The 18,160-nt window shown below is 73.1% G+C and carries 19 protein-coding genes and 1 riboswitch; of the genes, 11 read left to right on the top strand and 8 right to left on the bottom strand.

From position 1 onward, the window contains the following. Positions 1 to 120 precede the first annotated feature (120 nt). From cobW to BMX97_RS26250, 4 genes are all read right to left on the bottom strand, one after another. A complete protein-coding gene (gene cobW / locus BMX97_RS26265; RefSeq protein WP_091754139.1) occupies positions 121 to 1,155 on the bottom strand; it encodes a cobalamin biosynthesis protein CobW in 1,035 nt (344 codons plus the stop codon). After that, a complete protein-coding gene (locus BMX97_RS26260; RefSeq protein ID WP_091754138.1) occupies positions 1,152 to 1,529 on the bottom strand; it encodes a DUF1636 family protein in 378 nt (125 codons plus the stop codon). The genes cobW and BMX97_RS26260 overlap by 4 nt, the downstream gene beginning before the upstream one ends. Then, complete coding sequence (locus BMX97_RS26255; protein ID WP_091754137.1) at positions 1,526 to 2,278, bottom strand: CbtA family protein; 753 nt, start codon at positions 2,276 to 2,278, stop codon at positions 1,526 to 1,528. The genes BMX97_RS26260 and BMX97_RS26255 overlap by 4 nt, the downstream gene beginning before the upstream one ends. Positions 2,279 to 2,364: 86 nt before the next feature. Beyond that, complete coding sequence (locus tag BMX97_RS26250) at positions 2,365 to 2,541, bottom strand: CbtB domain-containing protein (protein WP_060846550.1); 177 nt, start codon at positions 2,539 to 2,541, stop codon at positions 2,365 to 2,367. A 30-nt stretch (positions 2,542 to 2,571) separates the two neighbouring features. After that, positions 2,572 to 2,776, bottom strand: a riboswitch (cobalamin riboswitch). Positions 2,777 to 2,897: 121 nt separating this feature from the next. Here BMX97_RS26250 and cobU point away from each other — a divergent pair. The 3 genes from cobU (at position 2,898) to BMX97_RS26235 (ending at position 4,988) form a co-directional block, all read left to right on the top strand. Then, positions 2,898 to 3,410: a bifunctional adenosylcobinamide kinase/adenosylcobinamide-phosphate guanylyltransferase gene (cobU, locus tag BMX97_RS26245; RefSeq protein ID WP_244538658.1), complete on the top strand. Its 513-nt coding sequence runs from the start codon at positions 2,898 to 2,900 to the stop codon at positions 3,408 to 3,410. Further along, positions 3,407 to 4,012 (top strand): cob(I)yrinic acid a,c-diamide adenosyltransferase, encoded by a 606-nt coding sequence (cobO, locus tag BMX97_RS26240; protein ID WP_091754135.1) that lies wholly within the window; start codon positions 3,407 to 3,409, stop codon positions 4,010 to 4,012. Before cobU ends, cobO begins: the two co-directional genes overlap by 4 nt. 205 nt (positions 4,013 to 4,217) lie before the next feature. After that, on the top strand, positions 4,218 to 4,988 hold the full coding sequence (locus BMX97_RS26235) for a prephenate dehydrogenase/arogenate dehydrogenase family protein (protein WP_091754134.1): 771 nt from the start codon (positions 4,218 to 4,220) through the stop codon (positions 4,986 to 4,988). Between the two features lie 61 nt (positions 4,989 to 5,049). On the opposite strand, the gene BMX97_RS26230 is transcribed toward BMX97_RS26235, so the two are convergent. The 4 genes from BMX97_RS26230 to serS form a co-directional block, all read right to left on the bottom strand. Beyond that, positions 5,050 to 6,630 carry a peptidoglycan DD-metalloendopeptidase family protein gene (locus BMX97_RS26230; protein WP_244538655.1) on the bottom strand — a complete coding sequence of 527 codons (1,581 nt, stop codon included), beginning with the start codon at positions 6,628 to 6,630 and terminating at the stop codon, positions 5,050 to 5,052. 155 nt (positions 6,631 to 6,785) lie between these two features. Next, positions 6,786 to 7,397 carry a protein-L-isoaspartate O-methyltransferase family protein gene (locus BMX97_RS26225; protein WP_244538657.1) on the bottom strand — a complete coding sequence of 204 codons (612 nt, stop codon included), beginning with the start codon at positions 7,395 to 7,397 and terminating at the stop codon, positions 6,786 to 6,788. A gap of 89 nt (positions 7,398 to 7,486) precedes the next feature. Further along, positions 7,487 to 8,248: a 5'/3'-nucleotidase SurE gene (gene surE, locus BMX97_RS26220; protein WP_091754131.1), complete on the bottom strand. Its 762-nt coding sequence runs from the start codon at positions 8,246 to 8,248 to the stop codon at positions 7,487 to 7,489. Beyond that, positions 8,248 to 9,564 (bottom strand): serine--tRNA ligase, encoded by a 1,317-nt coding sequence (gene serS, locus BMX97_RS26215; protein WP_091754130.1) that lies wholly within the window; start codon positions 9,562 to 9,564, stop codon positions 8,248 to 8,250. Before serS ends, surE begins: the two co-directional genes overlap by 1 nt. Before the next feature lie 421 nt (positions 9,565 to 9,985). Here serS and argS point away from each other — a divergent pair, with 421 nt between their 5' ends. The 8 genes from argS (at position 9,986) to tatC (ending at position 18,106) form a co-directional block, all read left to right on the top strand. After that, a complete protein-coding gene (gene argS / locus BMX97_RS26210) occupies positions 9,986 to 11,743 on the top strand; it encodes an arginine--tRNA ligase (RefSeq protein ID WP_091754129.1) in 1,758 nt (585 codons plus the stop codon). 184 nt (positions 11,744 to 11,927) lie between these two features. Then, positions 11,928 to 13,289 carry an SPOR domain-containing protein gene (locus BMX97_RS26205; RefSeq protein ID WP_091754128.1) on the top strand — a complete coding sequence of 454 codons (1,362 nt, stop codon included), beginning with the start codon at positions 11,928 to 11,930 and terminating at the stop codon, positions 13,287 to 13,289. Positions 13,290 to 13,527: 238 nt separating this feature from the next. Next, complete coding sequence (gene nagZ / locus BMX97_RS26200) at positions 13,528 to 14,541, top strand: beta-N-acetylhexosaminidase (protein ID WP_091754127.1); 1,014 nt, start codon at positions 13,528 to 13,530, stop codon at positions 14,539 to 14,541. Positions 14,542 to 14,553: 12 nt separating this feature from the next. Beyond that, a complete protein-coding gene (locus tag BMX97_RS26195) occupies positions 14,554 to 15,333 on the top strand; it encodes a segregation and condensation protein A (protein WP_091754126.1) in 780 nt (259 codons plus the stop codon). Continuing rightward, positions 15,330 to 15,977 (top strand): SMC-Scp complex subunit ScpB, encoded by a 648-nt coding sequence (scpB, locus tag BMX97_RS26190; RefSeq protein ID WP_091754125.1) that lies wholly within the window; start codon positions 15,330 to 15,332, stop codon positions 15,975 to 15,977. Before BMX97_RS26195 ends, scpB begins: the two co-directional genes overlap by 4 nt. A gap of 211 nt (positions 15,978 to 16,188) precedes the next feature. Further along, positions 16,189 to 16,515 carry a twin-arginine translocase TatA/TatE family subunit gene (locus BMX97_RS33935; protein ID WP_082742446.1) on the top strand — a complete coding sequence of 109 codons (327 nt, stop codon included), beginning with the start codon at positions 16,189 to 16,191 and terminating at the stop codon, positions 16,513 to 16,515. Positions 16,516 to 16,724: 209 nt separating this feature from the next. Next, positions 16,725 to 17,309, top strand: coding sequence for a Sec-independent protein translocase protein TatB (tatB, locus tag BMX97_RS26180; protein ID WP_091754124.1), 585 nt, complete (start codon positions 16,725 to 16,727; stop codon positions 17,307 to 17,309). Further along, complete coding sequence (gene tatC / locus BMX97_RS26175) at positions 17,306 to 18,106, top strand: twin-arginine translocase subunit TatC (RefSeq protein ID WP_091754123.1); 801 nt, start codon at positions 17,306 to 17,308, stop codon at positions 18,104 to 18,106. The genes tatB and tatC overlap by 4 nt, the downstream gene beginning before the upstream one ends. Positions 18,107 to 18,160 lie beyond the last annotated feature (54 nt).

Genomic DNA, 18,160 nt, shown 5'->3' with positions numbered 1-18,160 from the left:
CATTCTTTTTCCCGGACAGCCCTGCGCGGACGGGGAGAGGGGAAGATCCGGGCCTAGTCCCATCATGGACGGCCAGTCGCGGACCGCGAGACCCGGTACCGCAACTGGCGCGAAGATCCGTCAGCCCTTCAGCGCCGCCGTCACCGCCGCCTTGTCGAAGCCGGTGAGCCCGATCACCACCAGCGTGCCGTCGCGGTGCTCGGTCGGGCGCCAGGGGCGGTCGTAATGGTGGGCGACGCGGCGGCCGACGCCCTGGACGACGAGGCGCATCGGCTTGTCGGAGACGGCGCAGAAGCCCTTGATGCGCAGCACGCCCGCGACCTCGGCGGCCTTGGCGACCCGGGCGGCCAGATCCTCGGGCGAGCCGGCGGCCGCCACGGGGATCGCCACGCTCTCGAAGTCGTCGTGGTCGTGGTCCTCTTCCGTCTCGTGGTGCGAGGGGCGGGCGGCGAGGTCGTCCTCGGCCGCGGCGTTGAGGCCCAGCAGCACGCGGGGATCGAGAGCGCCGTGGGCGGTCTCGACGAGCTTGACGGCGCGCGGCAGGTGCGCCTCGACCTCGGCGCGGACCCGCGCCCGCTCGTCCTCGTTGAGGAGGTCGGACTTGTTCATCACCACGAGGTCGGCGCAGAGGAGCTGGTCCTCGAACACCTCCTCGAGCGGGTTCTCGTGGTCGACGCTGGCATCGGCCGCGCGCTGCGCCGCCAGGGCCTCCGGATCGTCCGCGAAGGCGCCGGAGGCCACCGCCGGGCCGTCCACCACCGCCACCACGCCGTCCACCGTGACCCGCGAGCGGATCGCCGGCCAGTTGAAGGCCTGGACGAGGGGCTTGGGCAGGGCGAGGCCGGAGGTCTCGATCAGGATGTGCTCGGGCGGCTCGGGCCGGTCGAGGAGCTTGTTGAGCGCCGGCACGAAGTCGTCCGCCACGGTGCAGCAGATGCAGCCGTTCGGCAGTTCCACCACCGCGTCGGCGTCGCAGCCCGGGATGCCGCATTCGGCGAGCAGGGACCCGTCGAAGCCGACATCGCCGAACTCGTTGACGATGATGGCGAGCCGCCGGCCGTCGTTGTGCTCGATCGCGTGGCGCACCAGCGTCGTCTTGCCGGCGCCGAGGAAGCCCGTGACGATGGTGCAGGGGATCTTGTTGAGGATGGTCATGCGTTCACCGGCGCGGGAGGGATGCGGGCGACGACACCCTTGCGGAACTCCTGCGGACGCTCGCGCCAGGGCACGATGCCGTCCGGCGTCCCGGCATAGAGGCCGATGCCGTCGAGGATGACCTCGGCGGAGGCCGCCGGGTCGAGGTCGCCGTAGACGTAGGTCCAGCGGCCGGGGCTCGCGACCGCGACCGTGCAGGACCGCTTGCAGACCGAGAGGCACTCCACCGGCTCGATCGTGACCGGCGCGCCCGGCCGGGCGGCCAGCGCGGCGGCCAGCGCCTCGTGCAGGCGGGCCCCGGCGCGGGGGCCGTCGGCCGGATCGGCCGCGCCGCGGCAGGTGGTGCAGACGTAGAGGGTGACGGGATCGCTCACGCCGCCACCCCGCTGCGGACGGGATCTCTCGTCCGTCCCACAACCGCGCCCCAGGCCCAGCCGAAGGCGAGGCCGAGCACCGCCCAGAAGGTGAAGCCGATGGCGAGCGACCGGGCAGCGAACTGCGCCGCGAAGACCGGCGGCATGGCCGAGATCTCTTCCGGCCCGTGCGGCGCCCCCCAGACATGCGGCGCAACGAGGAGGGCGAGGCCGATGCCGATCGCCGCCGGGCCGCGGCGGATCGCGATCAGGTAGAGGCCGATCGCCGTGGCGAGCGCGGTCGCCACCCACCAGAGCTGGCGCGATTCGAGGCCCGCCGCGGCGATGCCGGGCAGTTCCGGCGGCAGCCCGATCGCAGGCGCGAGGCCGGCGGCCAGGAAGCCGCCGATGCCGAACTTGAGCGCTTCACCGGGCGTCACGGTGCGGCCGGTCGCGACCAGCACGGCGCCGAGCAGCAGGGCGTAGCCGACGCCGCTCACCAGGGTGGCGAGCGCCGTGAAGGCGAGGCGCGGCAGGCCGGGGGCGGGCTGCCATTGCGGCTCGCCGCCATGGTCGTGGCCGGCATGGGCCAGCACGATCAGCGGGTTGGTGAAGGCCTTGCCGGCGTAGGCCGGCCCGGCGGTCTCGGCCGTCTCGTACTTCTCCGCCGCCAGGATCAGCGGCGAGGTGAGGGCGAATTGCAGCACGGACGCCACGCAGGCGGCCAGGAAGCCGGCGACCAAGGCCGCGGCGAGCAGTCGTTTCGTCATCGAGGGATCACCTGCACGACCAACGGGAAACGGGCCCGGGCCCCGTGAGGGCGCAGGCCGCGCAGCCGCGTTCGGTCAAGCCCTGGTCAGTGGCAGGGGAAGTTGGCGGAGTGGCGCCAGTCGTGCGCGGCGTTGTGCAGGGCGACCACGGGCGCGAAGCCCGAGACGAACAGCAGGCCGACGCCGAGGGTGGCGGCCAGGAGCACGGCGCTCAGGCGCTCGCCGACCAGGGCGGGGGAGAGGGTACGGGTGATCGCGACCATGACGAAGCTCCTGCCGCCCCACCGGCGGCGTCGAGAGGAAAGGATGACGGCAGGTCTCCTGGCTCGCGGGCTCTCAAAACCGACCCACCGCCTTCCCGGATCGCTCCAGTGGCCGATGGCGGGCCGTAATCGTCCGCTCACAGTTGCGGGGGCAGCCGCGGCAGGCCGAGACGATCCCGGTTTCCGCGTTCCCTTTTCACCTCGTGATCGAGGCACCGTCTCCTCGACCCTAGCCGCTCGCCTGCGGGCTTGCAATCGCCGCGCCGTGCCCCGACACCCCCCATTCGATGGATTTCCACCCGACCCCCGCGCCCGAGGAGAGTTCCGTGCCGGACGAGACCCGCGCCGCGCCGCGCCTGACCCTGGTGCTGGGCGGTGCCCGCTCGGGCAAGAGCGCCTATGCCGAGGGGCTGGTCTCGGCGCAGGCCGGCCCGTGGCTCTACGTCGCGACGGCGCAAGGGTGGGACGACGAGATGCGCGAGCGCATCGCCCTCCACCGCGCCCGCCGGCCGCCGCCCTGGGAGACCGTGGACGCGCCACGCGACCTCGCCGGGGCGATCCGCCGGGCGCCGCTGGGCCGGCCGGTGCTGGTCGACTGCCTGACGCTGTGGCTCACCAACGCGATGCTGGACGAGAAGGCCGACCTCGCCGCCGAGGTCGCGGACCTGCTCGCGGCCTGCGCCGAGGCGCCCGGACCCCTGGTGCTGGTCTCGAACGAGGTCGGCTTCGGCATCGTGCCCGAGAATGCGCTCGCCCGCCGGTTCCGCGACGAGGCCGGCCGCCTGCACCAGCGCTTGGCCGCGCTCGCCGACCGGGTGGTGCTGGTGGTGGCGGGCCTGCCGATGACGATCAAGGGAGAGACACGATGAGCGACGACGAGGCGGCGCGCCACCGCGCCAAGATGGAGAAGCGCAAGGCGGTCCAGGACGCCGAGGTGGCGGAGAAGACGATCGAGAAGGGGTTGCTCATCGTCCATACCGGCCCCGGCAAGGGCAAGTCGACCGCGGCCTTCGGGCTGATGCTGCGGGCGCTCGGCCGCGGCTGGCGGGTCGGGGTGGTGCAGTACATCAAGGGCGCCTGGGAGACCGGCGAGCGCTTCGCCCTCGACCGCTTCGCCGACCAGGTCGAGTGGCACACGATGGGGGAGGGCTTCACCTGGGAGACGCAGGACCGCGACCGCGACGTCGCGGCCGCCCGCGCCGCCTGGGCGAGGACCGAGGCGCTGATGGCCGATCCGGCGATCCGGCTCCTCGTCCTCGACGAGCTCAACATCGCGCTGCGCTACGACTACCTGCCGCTCGCCGAGGTGGTGGAGGCCCTGAGCCGGCGCCGGCCCGACCTGCACGTCGTGGTCACCGGCCGCAACGCCAAGCCGGAGCTGGTCGCCGCCGCCGACCTCGTGACCGAGATGACCCTCGTGAAGCACCATTTCACGGCCGGGGTGAAGGCGCAGGAGGGGATCGAGTTCTAACTGAAGGGCGCCGATTGACGGTGCCGGCCAGCTGCGGCTACAGGCTCGGCCATGACCAGCGCCCTCCCGACCGGACTCTATCCCGCGCCGCATCCCTAAGCGGCGGAGTGCTCGTCATCTCTCAACCGCTACGACGTGTCGGCGGTTGAGGCTTCTTTCGAAAGTTCCAGGCCCGCCGACCTCGCCCACCGCCGAGGTCTCTCCCGTGCCGTTTCCCCTCGACACCCCCGTTTCGGTCGGCCTGATCGGCTTCGGCGCGTTCGGCCGCCTCGTCGCCGCGCATCTGGCGCCGCACGCCGAGTTGCGCGTCCACGACCCGTTCGTGCCCGACGGCGCGATCGCGGAAGCCGGCGCCGCGCCCGCTACGCTCGCCGAGGCCGCCGCCTGCCCGGTGGTGATCCTGGCCACTCCCGTCTCGACCCTCGCCGCGGTGGTGGAGGGCGTCACCCCGCACCTGCGGCCGGGCGCCCTCGTCCTCGATGTCGGCTCGGTGAAGGTGCGCCCGGCCGAGATCATGCGGGCCGGGCTGCCGAAAGACGTCGACATCGTCGCCACCCACCCGCTCTTCGGGCCGCAGAGCGCGCGCGACGGCCTGCGCGGGCTCAAGATCGCGGTCTGCCCGGTGCGGGGCGACCGGGCGCGCCGGGTCGGCGCGTTCCTGCGCCGCGCCCTCGGCCTCACGGTGATCCTGACCACGCCGGAGGCGCATGACCGCGAGGCGGCGGCGGTGCAGGGCCTGACCCACCTCATCGCCAAGGTGCTGGTGGCGATGGAGCCGCTGCCGACCCGGATGACGACCCGCAGCTTCGACCTCGTGATGCAGGCGGTCGGGATGGTCCGGCACGACGCCCCGGAGGTCTACCACGCGATCGAGCGCGAGAACCCGTTCTCGGCCGAGGTGCGGCGGCGGTTCTTCGACCTCGCGGCGGGGATGAATGCGGAACTCGGCGAGGGAGCCTTGCGCCGCGAGGCGTGAGCCGCCGACGCGAGAAAGCGGGACGCTCGCGCGCCCCGCTCTCGTCTCGCTCGCTCGACGTTCAGTTGCTCGCGAGGTGCGGCATCGGGTCGACCGGGGTCGCGCCCTTGCGGATCTCGAAGTGCAGCTGCGGCGAGGTCACGTTGCCGGACGCGCCGGACTTCGCGATGGTCTGGCCGCGCTTCACCTTCTCGCCCGGCCGCACGTCGATCTCGCCGTTATGGGCGTAGGCCGAGACGTAGCCGTTGGAGTGGCGCACCAGGACGAGCTTGCCGTAGCCCTTCACGTCGCTGCCGGCATAGGCCACGGTGCCCTCCTCGGCGGCCTTGACCGGGGTGCCCTCCGGCACCGCGATGTTGATGCCCTCGTTGCCGCTCGAGCCGTAGCCGTTGATCACCCGGCCGCGGGCCGGCCAGCGGAAGGTCGATTGCGGCTCGGGCGCCGCCGGGGCGACCGCGGGGGCGGGCGCCGGCGCGGGCTCGGGCGCCTTCTCGGGCAGGGCCGCGACCTTCACGGGCTTGGCCGGCTCAGGCTTCGGCTCCGGCTTCACCTCGGCGACCTTCTTGGGCTCGGGCTTCTTCACCTCGGCCTTGGCCTCGACCGGCTTCGGCTCGGGCTTCCCGGCCTCGACCTTGGCCTCGACCGGCTTGGCCTCGACCTTCTTGGGCTCGGGCTTGTGCAGCTCGGCGACCTTCTTGACCTCGGGCTTCGCCTTCTCGGCGACCTTCTCAGGCTTGTGCTCGACCTTCGGCTCCGGCTTCCGGGCCTCGACCTTGGCGGCCTTCGGCTTCACGGCGACCTTGTCGTCCTCGTCGTCGTCCTGCTGGCGCGCGGCGACCTTGGCGACGGCCTTCGCCTGCCCCTTGGCGGCGACCCGCTCCTCGTCCTCGCGCGGCTCGGGCTTGCGCAGGTTGAGCTTGGCGGCGCGCTCGGCGGCGGCCGCGGGCACCGGCTTCGCCTCGGCCTGGCCGGGGCGGACGGGGGCCTTGCGGGCGGGCTCCGGCTCGCGGCGCGGGGGCTCGGCCCGGATAGGCTCGGGACGGGGCGCGACCTCGGCTACCCGGCGCACCGGCTCGGGGGCGCGGGTCTCGACCGGGCGGGCCTCGGCGACCTGCACCCGCGGGGCGGGCGGCACCGTGCGGGCGCTCATCGCCGGCACGCCGCCGGCATGGTAGACCGGGATCACGATCTGGCGGCCGGCGGTGACCTGCGCGGCGCTCGACAGGCCGTTGGCCTGGAGGATCGCGGCGGACGGGACGCCGAAGCGGGTCGACATCTGGTTCAGGCTGTCGTTGGCGCCGACCGTGATGGTGGTGCCGCCGGTGGCCGACCACCCGGCCGGGCCGCCGGTCACCGGCGCAGCGGCGGCGACGCGGGGCGTCAGCACCGGGGCGGCGGCGAGCGGCCGGCTCGTGACCGGCGGGGCCTGCGGCGCTGCGAGCGGCCGCGACTGGATCGGCGCCGAGCGCACCGGCGCCGTCAGCGCCTCACCCTCGGGCAGGCTGCCGGTGGCCCCGGGTTCCCCGCTGGCGCTCGATGAGAACGGGTTCGAGAACGGATCGAGCCGCACCGCATCGGTGCTGCAGGCCGCCGTGGCGCCCCCGATCAGCCCGATGAGGGCGAAGCGCGACAGTGTCCGCATCCCCTTGCCTGTCCCGCGATCCCGCATCGACGCACCCGTACATCCACGCAACCCTATGACCGGGATTCAAACAGGATTCAGGTTAAGCTTCCGTTGCGTGGCGGTGTTTCGGGCTCACCAAGCGGGGCCGTGGCGGGAACGGACGCGGCAGCGCGTCAGAGCGCCGCCGCGAGGCCGGGCGTCAGCGGGCCGATGCGCAACGGCGTCTCGCGCACCTGCCGCCACGGGCCGTCGGCTTCCTGGGCGATGGCGACGAGCCGCGGCCCCGCCGGCGTGGTGAGGGCCCCGACGAGGCGCCCGCCGGGGTTCAGCCGCGCCAGCAGGCCAGCGGGCAGATCGCGCAGGGTGCCGTTGACGAGGATCCGGTCGAACCCGCCGGCCTCGTCCGGCGGCGCGTATCCGTCGGCCAGCGCCACCATCGCGGCGTCGAAGCCGAGCGCGTCGAGGCGCGAGCGGGCGTTGCGGGCGAGGGTCGCGTAGCGCTCCAGGCTGACCACCTCGGCGGCGCCGAGGCGCAGCAGCAGGGCGGTGGCGTAGCCCGAGCCGGTGCCGATCTCGAGCACCCGGGCCCCCTGCGGGGTGAGCGCCGCCAGCATCGTGGCGATGACGCTCGGCGCCGTCATGGTCTGGCCGCAGGGAAGCGGCAGCGCGAGGTCGCGGCGGGCGAGGTCGCGGAAGGCCAGGGGGGCGAAGGCCTCCCGCGGCACCCGTTCCATCGCGCCGAGCACCGCGGCGTCGCGCACGCCGCGGGCCCTGAGACCCAGCACGAAGGCCGCGGTCTCGACCGCGTCGGCCGAGGCCTCGCCCGGTTCCCTGACCGATTCCGTCCCGGGTTCGCCGTCCGGCGGCCCGGCGCTCACGCGAGGGCCTGGGCGTAGCGCGTCAGCGTCGGCTCGTCGGTGAGGTCGAGGCGCAGCGGCGTCACCGAGATGAAGCCGTCGGCGATCGCCTTCAGGTCGGTGCCGTGGCCCGGCTCGAACCGCGCCTTGGCGAAGGCGAGCCAGAAATACGGGTTGCCGCGCCCGTCCATCCGCGCGTCGATCGAGAGCAGCGCCTGGTTGCGCACGCCTTGCGCCGCCACCGCGAGGCCCTTGACGTCGTCGGGCTCGCAATCGGGAAAGTTGACGTTGACCAGGATGCCCGGCTCGATCCCGACGTCGAGGATGCGCCGGACCGTCGGCGCGCCGTGCTGGGCGGCGGTGTGCCACTTCACGTTGGCCCGCCCGCCGATGCCGTAGGCCTGGCTCAGCGCGATCGCCTTCACGCCGAGGATCGTCGCCTCCATGGCGCCCGCGATGGTGCCCGAGTAGGTCACGTCCTCGGCGACGTTCTGGCCGCGGTTGACGCCGGACAGCACTAGGTCGGGCCCGTGATCCTTCAGGATGTGGCGGATGCCCATGATGATGCAGTCGGAGGGCGTGCCCTTCACCGCGAAGCGCTTCTCGCCGGCCTGGCGCAGGCGCAGCGGATCGTTGAGCGAGAGCGAGTGCGACACGCCGCTCTGGTCGGTCTCGGGCGCGACCACCCAGACGTCGTCCGAGAGCTGCCCGGCGATCTCCTCCAGGCAGCGCAGGCCCGGCGCGTGGATGCCGTCGTCGTTGGTGACGAGAATGCGCATCACCGATGTCCTTCGATGCGGTTGAGGCCGCCCATGTAGGGCGCGAGGGCCGACGGGATGGTGATGCTGCCGTCGGGGTTCTGGTAGTTCTCCATCACGGCGATGAGCGCGCGGCCGACCGCGACGCCCGAGCCATTGAGGGTGTGGACGTAAGCCACGCCCTTGCTCTCCTTGGGGCGGTAGCGCGCCTCCATCCGGCGGGCCTGGAAATCGCCGCAGACCGAGCAGGACGAGATCTCGCGGTAGGTCTTCTGGCCCGGCAGCCAGGCCTCGATGTCGTAGGTCTTGGCGGCGGCGAAGCCCATGTCGCCGGTGCAGAGCGTGACGACCCGGAACGGGATGTCGAGGCGCTTCAGCACGGCTTCGGCGCAGGCCAGCATCCGCTCGTGCTCCTCGGTCGAGCGCTCGGGCGCGGTGACCGAGACGAGCTCGACCTTGCTGAACTGGTGCTGGCGCAGCATGCCGCGGGTGTCGCGCCCCGCCGCCCCGGCCTCGGCCCGGAAGCAGGGGGTCAGCGCGGTGAAGCGGAGCGGCAGCTCGTCTTCCGAGAGAATCGATTCGCGCACGAGGTTGGTGAGCGGCACCTCGGCCGTCGGGATCAGCCAGCGGTTCGGCGCGCCGCTCTCCTGGGCGATCTCGGGAGAACCCTGGATCGCCGCGAACTGGTCGTCGCGGAACTTCGGCAGCTGCGCGGTGCCGAACATCGCCTCGTCGCGCACCAGGAGCGGCGGCACCACCTCGGTGTAGCCGTGCTCGCCCGTGTGCAGGTCGAGCATGAACTGGCCGAGCGCCCGCTCGAGCCGGGCGATCTGGCCCTTCAGCACCACGAAGCGCGAGCCGGAGAGCTTCGCCGCGGTCTCGAAGTCCATCAGGCCCATGGCCTCGCCGAGCTCGAAATGCTGGCGGCCTTCTTGCGCGAGGCCGCGGCCCTCGAACCGGCTCTTCTCGACGTTGTCGTGCTCGTCGCGGCCTTCCGGCACGTCGGCGCCCGGGAGGTTGGGAATCGCCGCCAGGCGCTCGGCGAGCGCCTTGCCCGCCGCGTCGGCGGCGGCGTCGAGGGCGGGCGCCTCTTCCTTGAGGCGGGCGACCTCGGCCATCAGCTCTTGGGCGCGGGCCTCGTCCTTCGCCTTCTTGGCCGCGCCGATCTCCTTCGACAGGGCGTTGCGCTTCTCCTGGGCCCCCTGCGCCGCCGAGATCGCCGCCTTGCGCGCGTCGTCGAGGCCGATCAGGGCGGCGGAGAGCGGCTCCAGCCCGCGGCTCGCCAGTCCCTTGTCGAAGGCGGCTGGGTTGTCGCGGATGGCCCGGATGTCGTGCATGGCGCGGTCCGAATCGTTTGTCTCAGAGGGCCGGAGAGTCCGGCGATGACGCCCGGACGCTTTGCAGCATCGGCTCCGCGGCGACAAGGGAGAGAACGGGGATGTTCGGCCGGCCTCGCGGCTGGTCGCGGCTCGCTCCTGAAATCCAAGCCGTTGTAAAGGCGTGCACTTTCCCCTCCCCCTTGTGGGGAGGGGGTAGGGGTGGGGGTGGTGCCGGAAGAGGCGTCGCGGTTCCTCCTGCACCACCCCCACCCCCAGCCCCTCCCCACGAGGGGGAGGGGAAGAGCCTTACCTTCATATCGACGAGGTGGTCTCCACCGGCTCCGCTTGCCGCCGCCCGCCCCGGCGTGAGAAGAGCGCCCCGTGCAGGCTGGGGCTCCTTCGTCCCGGCCGGCCCGAACTTTGCAGAACTGGTCAACGCATGAACATCTTCGCCGCCTTCGAGGCCCGCATCGGCGAGGCGCTCGAGACGCTCACCCGCGCCGGCACCCTGCCGGAGGGGCTGGACCGCGCCCGTGTGGTGGTCGAGCCGCCGCGCGATCCGAGCCACGGCGACCTCGCCACCAACGCCGCGCTGGTGCTGGCGAAGGAAGCCCGCACCAACCCGAAGGCGCTCGCCGAGGCGCTGGCCGCCGACTTGCGCACCGACCCCCGCGTGACGGAAGCCAGCGTCGCCGGGCCGGGCTTCATCAACCTGCGGCTCGACCCCGCGCTCTACGGCGAGGTGGTGCGGGCGGCGCTCCGCGACGGCGACGCCTATGGCCGCGGCGCCAAGGTGCCGGGCGGGGTCAACGTCGAGTACGTCTCGGCCAACCCGACCGGGCCGATGCATGTCGGCCACGGCCGCGGTGCGGTGTTCGGCGACGCGCTGGCGAACCTCCTCGTCGCCGCCGGCCGCGACGTGACCCGCGAGTACTACATCAACGATGCCGGCGCCCAGGTCGACGTGCTCGCCCGCTCGGCCTTCCTGCGCTACCGCGAGGCGCTCGGCGAGACGGTGACGATCCCGGACGGCCTCTATCCGGGCGACTACCTCGTGCCGGTCGGCGAGGCGCTGAAGGCGCAGTACGGCGAGACGCTGCGCGACAAGCCCGAATCCGAGTGGCTGCCGCTGGTGCGCGACTTCGCCATCGACCGGATGATGGACCGGATCCGCGAGGACTTGGCGGCCATCGGCATCCACCACGACGTGTTCTTCTCGGAGCGCACCCTCCAGGCCGGCGGCGAGGGCGGTGCGGTGGCCGCGCTGATCGCCGACCTGCGCGAGAAGGGCCTCGTCTACGAGGGCCGGTTGCCCCCGCCCAAGGGCCAGCTGCCGGAGGATTGGGAGGACCGCGAGCAGACGCTGTTCCGTGCCACCGCCTTCGGCGACGACATCGACCGGCCGCTGCTGAAGTCGGACGGCAGCTTCACCTATTTCGCCTCGGACATCGCCTATCACCGCTCCAAGGTCGAGCGCGGCGCCGTCGAGCTGATCGACGTGCTCGGCGCCGACCATGGCGGCTACGTCAAGCGGATGCAGGCGGCCGTGAAGGCGGTCTCGGACGGGCGTGCGGCGCTCGACGTCAAGCTGTGCCAGCTGGTGCGCCTCCTGCGCGGCGGCGAGCCGGTGAAGATGTCGAAGCGGGCGGGCGAGTTCGTCACCCTGCGCGAGGTGATCGACGAGGTCGGCCGCGACCCCGTGCGGTTCATGATGCTGTACCGGAAGAACGACGCCACCCTCGATTTCGACCTCGCCAAGGTGGTCGAGCAGTCGAAGGACAACCCGGTCTTCTACGTCCAGTACGCGCATGCCCGTGCCGCCTCGGTGTTCCGCCAGGCCCGCGAGGCCTTTCCCGACCTCGACCTGTCGTCGGCCGCGCTGGCGCGGGCCGACCTGTCGGGCCTGACCGATTCGGGCGAGCTCGACATGATGCGCCTGATCGCCCAGGTGCCCCGGGTGATCGAGGCGGCGGCCGCCGCCCACGAGCCGCATCGGCTGGCTTTCCACCTCTACGAGCTGGCCAGCGCGTTCCATAGTTTCTGGAACAAGGGCAAAGACTTGCCGCAATTACGGTTTGTTAATCAAACCGACAGAAAGTCCACGGAGGCGAGGCTGGCCCTCGTCGCCGCCCTCAAGGGCGTGGTCGCGTCCAATCTCGGGATCCTCGGCGTCGGTGCACCCGACGAGATGCGCTGAGGCTCGGCGCCGGGATCGGCGCGCGACCGGACGCCGCGGGATGCGCGAAGGCGCGTGCCGCGGCGGGACGCGAGCGATGGGATCTGCCGGCCGCCCTCCCCATATCGGGGTGGGCGGCCGATGTCGCCGAGCCGGCCTGACAACAGCCGCGAGGTGACGCGAGGGCGAACAGGATGGTGCTGCCATGACGTCGAATGCTTCCCGGGTTCCCGTCGATTACGACGGCTTCGAGCACGATCGGCAGCCGGCTCCCGCCCAGACGGGTGCGCGGCCCGACCCGCTCGCCGAGCTCGCCCGCATCGTCGGCCAGGACGATCCGTTCCGCGCGCTGCTGGAGGCCAAGGAAGCCAAGGAGGCGACCCGCACCGCGGAGGCCCGCGGCCGCGTCGAGCCGGTGATGCCGAACTACGGCGAGGCGGGCTTCTCCGCGCCCGACGGCGCCCTCGCGCCCGGCCGCTCCGAGCCCACGATGGGGGCGCCGTCGCATCCTCCGGCCGGCGCCTTCAACCAGTATCTCGCGGCGTCCGAGCACGAGGCCGTCGCCGATCCGGCCCCGATGGCCGGCGAGGCGGAGCCCGGTCTCGCCGCCGAGCCGCGGCCCCGCGGCCGCCGGCGCATCGCCCTGGTGGGCACCGCGCTCGGCATCGTCGCCGCGTCGATCGGCGGCGCCCTGACCTGGAAGGCGTTCCACCACGGCCGTTCCGGCGCGCCGATCCTGGTCATGGCCGACCAGGCGCCGCTCAAGGTCGCGCCGCAGAATGCCGGCGGCGTCGAGATCCCCGACCAGAACAAGCAGATCTACGAGCGCGGCCCGATCGCCAAGGACGGGCAGATCCGCATCGTCAACCGCGAGGAGCAGCCCCTCGACGTCAAGCAGGCGGCCCGCGCCCTCGTGGCCGAGGCCGGCCCCGCCGCCTCGCCCGCCACTCCCGGCAACGCGCTCACCGAATCCCTCGGCGAGCCGCGCCGGGTGCGCACCGTCTCGGTGCGGCCCGAGCCGTCGCCGGCCGAGGCGCAGCGCGCCGCGCAGGAAGCCCAGCAGAAGGCCGCGCAGGCGCAAGGCGCCGCCGCATCGCCGATCCCGACCATGACCCTGCCGACCGAGGCGACCGGCTCGACCCCGGCCGCGGCACCGGTCACGCCGCGCAGCAGCGCCCGGGTCGTGCCGATCGCCCCCCAGACCCCGGCGGCCGCGGCGGAGACCCCGGCGCCCGAGACCCCGGCGCAGAGGCAGCCCCAGCGCGTCGCCTCCGCCGAGCCGCCGGTCACCACCCAGGCGGTGCCGACGCCGCAGGCGCCGGTCGGCGGCTTCTCGGTGCAGCTCTCGGTGCGCGCCACCGAGAAGGAGGCCGAGGTCGCGTTCAAGCAGGCCCGCGAGCGCTACGCCGCCGTCCTCGGCAACCAGTCGCCGCTGATCCGTCAGGCCGAGGTCAACGGCAAGTCGATCTACCGCGTCCGCGTCGGGCCGATGTCGAAGGAGAGCGCCGACGGCCTGTGCGGCAAGCTCAAGTCGGCCGGCGCGGCCTGCTTCGTGGCCAAGAACTAGTTTCCTCGGCCACCGGGTTTTTGTTCGCCCGAGCCGGACGCCGTCGAAGCGAGGCCGCCTCGCATCCGGCGGGCTTCCGGAAACCCGGCCGCTGTGGCGCCGTGCCGACAGCCCCGCACCGGCCGGGCGCGCTAGACACCGTTCCCTCGAATCCGCCGGTCCCGCCCGTCGGCGCCCATGCGCCGGGGCGGAATTGGCGTCCCCGTTCCAGCCCCCGAACCGACGAGAGTCGCCGTCGATGACGAGCCTTGCCCTGATCCTCGGCTGCGCCGGCCCGGTCCTGAGCGCCGACGAGGCCGCCTTCTTCCGCGCGGCGCAGCCCTGGGGCTTCATCCTGTTCAAGCGCAACATCGAGAGCCCGGAGCAGGTCCGCGCCCTCACGGCGGCGCTGCGTGAGACCGTCGGCCGGGCCGACGCCCCGGTCCTGATCGACCAGGAAGGCGGGCGGGTGCAGCGCATGACCCGGCCGCACTGGAACGCCTACCCGGCCGGCCGGACCTACCTGCGCGCCGGCGGACCCGAGAACGGCCCGGCCCTCGCCCATCTCGGCGCCCGCCTGATGGCGCACGACCTCGCGGCGGTCGGCATCAATGTCGATTGCGCTCCCGTGCTCGACGTGCCGGTGCCGGGCGCCCACGACGTCATCGGCGACCGGGCCTACGGCACCGAGCCGGGCGTGGTGGCGGCCTTCGGCCGCGCGGTGGCCGAGGGCCTGATGGCCGGCGGCGTGCTGCCGGTGATGAAGCACGTGCCCGGCCACGGCCGTGCCGGCGCCGACAGCCACCACGCCCTGCCGGTGGTCGAGGCGAGCCTGGCCGAGCTCGACGCGCACGACTTCCAGCCGTTCCGGGCGCTCGCCGACCTGCCGATGGCGATGTCGGCCCACGTCGTGTTCCGCGCCCTCGACCCGGAGAACCCCGCGACCACCTCCGCGACGGTGATCCGCGAGATCGTGCGCGGCCGCATCGGGTTCGACGGCCTGCTGATGACCGACGACCTGTCGATGAACGCGCTCGCCGGGGGCTTTCGCGACCGCGCCGCCGCCGCCTTCCGGGCCGGCTGCGACGTCGGCCTGCACTGCAACGGCGTCCGGGCCGAGATGGAGGAGGTCGTGGCCGCAGCACCCGTCCTCGCCGGCGAGGCCCTGCGCCGGGCCGAGGCCGCCCTGGCGCGGCTCAGCCCCGACACGGCGTCCTTCGACCCCGCCGAGGCCCGCGCCCGCCTCGATGCCGGGCTCGCCGCCGCGGCCTGACGGGACGCGGCGATGCGGTGGGACGAGGCCGCGCGGGAGATCGACGAGGACGTGCCCGAGGGGGCGGCCTTCGTGGTCGACGTCGACGGCTTCGAGGGTCCCCTCGACCTGCTGCTGGAGCTCGCCCGCCGCCAGAAGGTCGACCTCGCCCGGATCTCGATCCTGGCGCTCGTCGAGCAGTACCTCGCCTTCATCGACGAGGCGCGGCGCCTGCGGCTCGAACTGGCGGCGGATTATCTGGTGATGGCGGCCTGGCTCGCCTACCTCAAGTCGCGCCTGCTGCTGCCGGCCCCGCCCCGCGGCCCCGAGCCCGCGGGGAGCGACCTCGCCGAGGCGCTGGCCGTGCGGCTGCGCCGCCTCGAAGCCATCCGGGCCGCCGCCCTGATGCTGTCGCAGCGCGAGCAGCTCGGCCGCGATGTCTTCGGCCGCGCCGCTGCCTTGCCGGAGCCCGCGGCCGGGGAGGGGGGAGCCTTCGCCGTCACCCTGCACGACCTGATCGCCGCCTATGCCCGCCAGTGCCAGGAGCGGGCCTGCGCGCAGGTCACCCTGCCGCCCCGCAACGTCTGGTCGCTGATCGACGCTCGCACCGCCCTGGAGCGCCTGGTCGGCCCCTGGGACGACTGGACCGACCTCGATTCCTGCCTGTCCCAGTACCTCGCCGACCCGAAGAGCCGCGCCACCGTGCGCGCCTCCTCGCTCTCCGCGGTACTGGAGCTCGCCCGCGAGGGCCGGCTGCTGCTGCGCCAGGACGCCCCCTACGCGCCGATCCAGATCCGCCCGGCCGGCCCGTGAGCGCGAAACTGTCCCGCACGCCCGAGCCGCCCGCCCCCCCGTATGTCGTGCGCCTCGCCGAGGCGCTGATCTTCAGCGCGCCGGCGCCGCTCGGGCCGGCCGCGCTCGCCGCCCGGCTGCCGCCCGGCACCGACGTGCCGGCGGTCGTCGCCGAGATCGCCCGGATCTACGGGTCCCGGGGCCTGACCCTCGTCCGGGTGGCCGGGGGCTACGCCTTCCGCACCGCGCCCGACCTTGCCGGGGCCCTGCGGGGCGATGCGACCGAGCCGCGCAAGCTGTCGCGGGCCGCGCTCGAGACCCTGGCGATCGTCGCCTACCACCAGCCGGTGACCCGGGCCGAGATCGAGGAGATCCGCGGCGTCACCACCTCGAAGGGCTCCCTCGACCTCCTGCTCGAGACGGGCTGGGTGCGCCTGCGCGGTCGCCGCCGCACGCCGGGCCGGCCGGTCACCTACGGCACCACCCCGGCCTTCCTCGACCATTTCGGCCTTGATGCGGTCTCCGACCTGCCGGGGCTCGACGAGCTGAAGGGCCTCGGCCTGATCGAGGGGCGGTTGCCGGCGGGATTCCGGGTGCCCCAGCCCGGCGACGGCGCCGATCCCGACGACGATCCGCCGCCCGGCGAGGACGGGCCGAGCGGGTAGATTCCCCGGCGCGGCATTCCGGTGCTCTCTGAGGAAGCGCCGGAGGAAACGCTTGTTTTCGCCTCCTGGCGTCCTTAGGTTCCGGCCGGACCGTGCGCGCTCGGCTCAGCCGGTGCGGCGACGATGAGCGTGCGGGATCAGAGGTTTGGGGCGTCCGCGAACGCCCCGTGACGAGTGCGGCAGCGAAACTGACGCTGCGCGGGAGAGAACCATGGGCGGCGCGAGTATCTGGCACTGGATCGTCGTCGGCGTGATCATCATGCTGCTGTTCGGACGCGGCAAGGTGTCCGACCTGATGGGCGACGTCGCCAAGGGCATCAAGGCGTTCAAGAAGGGCATGGCGGACGACGAGCAGGCCCCGACCACGACCGCGCAGGTGCCCCACGCCCAGGTGCCGCCGGTCCAGGTGCCGCCCCCGGTCGTGCACCCCGCTCCGGTGCAGCCGGTCCACGCGCCGACCGCCGCGCCGCACACCGTGCCGACCGCCCAGATGCCTCCGCTCACCCCCCAGCCGAACACCGACCACAAGGTCGGCTGAGCCGCCGCCGTCGCGGAGGGGCGTGCGCGGCCCGGCCCGCCGCCCGTCCGCGTCGAGGATCGAAGGCCGGCGCAGGACCGCCCGCGGGCCCCGCCTCTCAACCGGAACCTGCGCGGCGCCGACTGGCGCCGGCGCCGCGGCGTGCTAGACAGCCCGCGCGGGGCGCCCGCCCGAGAGTCGCGCCGCGCGAGTAGCAGGGCCGTCACGCCATGTTCGATATGAGTTGGGGCGAGGTGATGCTGATCGGCGGCGTCGCGCTCGTCGTCATCGGCCCCAAGGACCTGCCCAGGGCCCTGCGCACCGTCGGCCAGGTCACCGGCCGCCTCAAGCGCATGGCCGGCGAGTTCCAGAGCCAGTTCAGCGAGGCGATGCGCGAGGCCGAGCTCGACGACGTCCGCCGCGAGGTCGAGGGCATCAACCGCAGCGTCGCCTCGGCGACGGCGACGGGCTTCAACCCGGTCCAGACCATCCGCAACGAGATCAAGGGCGCGGTCGACGGCACGGCGACCTACAAGCCGGCGACCCAGGCGCTGCCGGGCACCGATCCGCTGGCCGACCCCTATGCCGCGACGGTGCCCGAGCCGTCTGCCGTCGACCCGGCCGCGCCGCCGGCCTACCAGGTGCCCGAGCCCGCCGCCGAGAAGCCGACCCACGAGGCCCTGGCCGCCGCGACCGCGCATCTCAAGGCCGATGCCGCCCGGGCGGTGCCGGAGCCGTCGTCCTCCGCCGCCCCGACGGCGGAGCCGTCACCCTCGACTCCTCACGACACCGCCAGCACGGGCCGCAGCGCATGATGACCGAGGCCGATGAAGCCGAGATCGAGGCCTCGCGCGCACCCCTGATCGAACATCTGATCGAGCTGCGTTCGCGGCTGATCAAGTCGATGCTCGCCTTCGGGGTGATGTTCTTTATCTGCTTCTTCTTCGCTCAGCACATCTACAACGTGCTGGTCTACCCCTATGTGAGCGTGGTCGGGGCCGACAAGGCGCGGCTGATCGCGACCCACTTCCTCGAGCAGGTCTTCACCAACATCAAGCTGAGCGTGTTCGGCGCCGGCTTCCTGTCCTTCCCGGTGGTCGCGACCCAGCTCTACGCCTTCGTGGCGCCGGGCCTCTACCGCAACGAGCGCCGGGCCTTCCTGCCCTACCTCGTCGCCACGCCGATCTTCTTCCTGCTCGGTGCCCTCGTCGTCTATTTCCTCGCGATGCCGCTGCTGATCAAGTTCTCGGTCAGCCTGCAGCAGATCGGCCAGCCCGGCGAGGCCACGATCGAGCTCCTACCGAAGGTGGACGAGTATCTCTCGCTCATCATGACGCTGATCTTCGCCTTCGGCATCGCGTTCCAGCTGCCGGTGATCCTGACCCTGCTGGGCCAGGTGGGCCTGATCGACGCGAAGTTCCTGAAGGAGCGGCGGCGCTACGCGATCGTGCTGGTCTTCGTCGCCGCCGCGGTGCTGACCCCGCCCGACGTGATCAGCCAGCTCTCGCTCGCGATCCCGATGCTGCTCCTCTACGAGGCGTCGATCATCTCGGTCCGCGCGATGGAGAAGCGCCGCGAGCGCGAGCGGGCGGCCGAGGAGGCGGGGGGCTGAAGCCCTCCCGCCCGGTGTTCGAGCAGCCCCCGGGGCCGCGCGAGCGGCACCCAG

This window comes from Methylobacterium sp. ap11 (assembly GCF_900110515.1).
Classification (GTDB): Bacteria; Pseudomonadota; Alphaproteobacteria; order Rhizobiales; family Beijerinckiaceae; genus Methylobacterium; species Methylobacterium ajmalii.
The sequence above is the reverse complement of the archived record's forward strand: the minus strand, read 5'-3'. Positions and strand labels throughout refer to the sequence as shown.

Excerpts from the sequence above, each read along its gene's own strand:
- cobW (WP_091754139.1), bottom strand. The coding sequence starts at position 1,155 with ATGACCATCCTCAACAAGATCCCCTGCACCATCGTCACGGGCTTCCTC.
- BMX97_RS26255 (WP_091754137.1), bottom strand. The coding sequence starts at position 2,278 with ATGACGAAACGACTGCTCGCCGCGGCCTTGGTCGCCGGCTTCCTGGCC.
- BMX97_RS26250 (WP_060846550.1), bottom strand. The coding sequence starts at position 2,541 with ATGGTCGCGATCACCCGTACCCTCTCCCCCGCCCTGGTCGGCGAGCGC.
- cobO (WP_091754135.1), top strand. The coding sequence starts at position 3,407 with ATGAGCGACGACGAGGCGGCGCGCCACCGCGCCAAGATGGAGAAGCGC.
- BMX97_RS26230 (WP_244538655.1), bottom strand. The coding sequence starts at position 6,630 with ATGCGGACACTGTCGCGCTTCGCCCTCATCGGGCTGATCGGGGGCGCC.
- surE (WP_091754131.1), bottom strand. The coding sequence starts at position 8,248 with ATGCGCATTCTCGTCACCAACGACGACGGCATCCACGCGCCGGGCCTG.
- serS (WP_091754130.1), bottom strand. The coding sequence starts at position 9,564 with ATGCACGACATCCGGGCCATCCGCGACAACCCAGCCGCCTTCGACAAG.
- argS (WP_091754129.1), top strand. The coding sequence starts at position 9,986 with ATGAACATCTTCGCCGCCTTCGAGGCCCGCATCGGCGAGGCGCTCGAG.
- BMX97_RS26205 (WP_091754128.1), top strand. The coding sequence starts at position 11,928 with ATGACGTCGAATGCTTCCCGGGTTCCCGTCGATTACGACGGCTTCGAG.
- nagZ (WP_091754127.1), top strand. The coding sequence starts at position 13,528 with ATGACGAGCCTTGCCCTGATCCTCGGCTGCGCCGGCCCGGTCCTGAGC.
- BMX97_RS26195 (WP_091754126.1), top strand. The coding sequence starts at position 14,554 with ATGCGGTGGGACGAGGCCGCGCGGGAGATCGACGAGGACGTGCCCGAG.
- BMX97_RS33935 (WP_082742446.1), top strand. The coding sequence starts at position 16,189 with ATGGGCGGCGCGAGTATCTGGCACTGGATCGTCGTCGGCGTGATCATC.
- tatB (WP_091754124.1), top strand. The coding sequence starts at position 16,725 with ATGTTCGATATGAGTTGGGGCGAGGTGATGCTGATCGGCGGCGTCGCG.
- tatC (WP_091754123.1), top strand. The coding sequence starts at position 17,306 with ATGATGACCGAGGCCGATGAAGCCGAGATCGAGGCCTCGCGCGCACCC.